Genomic DNA, 1,927 nt, shown 5'->3' with positions numbered 1-1,927 from the left:
TCGACGTCGACCGGTCTGTCATCGGCGAACAGCTCGATCACCTCGTTGTCGACGTCAACCTCGACCGGCATCAGCTCGCTGTCGACAGGCCTGAGCTCGACGGACAGCACGGTGTCGTCGTTGTCGACCTCGGCCTCGACTGGCTTGTCGTCTGCCAATAGCTCGATCACCTCGCTGTCGACGTCAACTTCGACAGGCATCAGTTCGTTGTCGACGGGGCTGAGCTCGACAAACAGCACGGTGTCGTCGTTGTCCACCTCGACGTCAACCGGCCTGTCGTCGGCTACTAGCTCGGTTTCTTCACTGTCGACGTCGACTTCGACGGGCATCAGCTCGCTGTCGACGGGCCTGAGCTCGACGGATAGTGCGGTGTCGTCGCTGTCGACCTCGGCCTCGACGGGCTTGTCATCGGCGAATAGCTCGATCACGTCGCTGTCCACGTCAACTTCGACAGGCATCAACTCGTTGTCGACCGGCCTGAGCTCGACGGACAGCACGGTGTCGTCGCTGTCAACCTCGACCTCGACGGGTCTTTCGTCCGCGAACAGCTCGATCACCTCGCTGTCGACGTCGACTTCGACTGGCATCAGCTCGCTGTCGACAGGCTTGAGCTCGACGGACAGCACGGTGTCGTCGTTGTCGACTTCGACGTCGACCGGCTTGTCGTCTGCAAACAGCTCGATCACCTCACTGTCCACGTCAACCTCGACGGGCATCAGCTCGCTGTCGACGGGCCTGAGCTCGACAGACAGCACGGTGTCGTCGCTGTCAACCTCGACCTCGACGGGGCTTTCGTCCGCGAACAGCTCGATCACCTCGCTGTCGACGTCAACTTCGACAGGCATCAGTTCGTTGTCGACCGGCCTGAGCTCGACGGATAGCACGGTGTCGTCGTTGTCAACCTCGGCCTCGACTGGCTTGTCCTCGGCGAACAGCTCGATCACGTCGTTGTCCACGTCGACCTCGACGGGCATCAGTTCGCTGTCGACGGGTCTGAGCTCGACGGATAGCACGGTGTCGTCGTTGTCAACCTCGGCCTCGACGGGCTTGTCGTCGGCCAGTAGCTCGATCACCTCGCTGTCGACGTCAACTTCGACAGGCATCAGTTCGTTGTCGACCGGCCTGAGCTCGACGGATAGCACGGTGTCGTCGTTGTCGACCTCGACATCGACGGGCTTGTCGTCGGCGAACAGCTCGATTTCCTCGCTGTCGACGTCGACTTCGACGGGCATCAGCTCGCTGTCGACGGGCTTGAGTTCGACCGATAGCAGGGTGTCGTCGTTGTCGACTTCCACGTCAACCGGTCTGTCCTCGGCCAACAGCTCGATCACGTCGCTGTCGACTTCGACCTCGACCGGCCTCTCGTCGGCTAACAGCACGATCACCTCGCTGTCCACGTCGACCTCGACCGGCATCGGCTCGCTGTCCACCGGCCTGAGCACGACGAACAGCTCGGTGACGTCGCTGTCCACCTCGACCTCGACCGCGATCAACGCCGCGAAGACGCACTACTACAGCGTCAATGACGGCGGCACGCAGCAGGCGAACTACAACAACGACGGCGCCACGGGCATCAACGCCCTCGCCGCCGGCGTGAACGCCAGCGCGGCGGGCGCCAGCAGCGTCGCGGTCGGCAACGGTTCGAACGCGCAGTCGGCAGGCGCGGTCGCGATCGGCCAGAACGCATCGGCAACGGGCGGGCAGGCAGTGTCGATCGGCGTCGGCAACACGGCAAACGGCGACGGCGCAGTCGCGATCGGCGACCCGAGCATCGCGACGGGTACCGGCGCGGTGGCGATGGGCGCGAACGACACGGCAACCGGCAACGGCGCGGTGGCGCTCGGCAACGCGAACACCGCAACCGGCGCCAGCGCACTGGCCCTCGGCAGCTCGAACCAGGCCACGGCGGACAACACGATCGCACTCG

At 64.1% G+C, this 1,927-nt stretch carries 1 protein-coding gene and 1 pseudogene; one reads left to right on the top strand and one right to left on the bottom strand.

What is annotated here, in order from left to right; all coding sequences use genetic code 11:
- On the bottom strand, positions 1-1,472 hold a 1,472-nt coding region (locus tag GQ56_RS47445), incomplete at its 3' end, for a hypothetical protein (RefSeq protein WP_031403754.1).
- On the opposite strand from GQ56_RS47445, the pseudogene GQ56_RS47440 reads away from it, so the two are divergent.
- Positions 1,456-1,927 (top strand): annotated as a pseudogene (locus tag GQ56_RS47440) (YadA-like family protein); the annotation flags it as partial. The gene GQ56_RS47445 and the pseudogene GQ56_RS47440 sit on opposite strands and share 17 nt — an antisense overlap.

Origin of the sequence: Burkholderia paludis, from assembly GCF_000732615.1 — a bacterium.
Lineage (GTDB): Bacteria > Pseudomonadota > Gammaproteobacteria > Burkholderiales > Burkholderiaceae > Burkholderia > Burkholderia paludis.
Note: the sequence above shows the minus strand (reverse complement) of the source record. Positions and strands in the feature narration are given on the sequence as shown.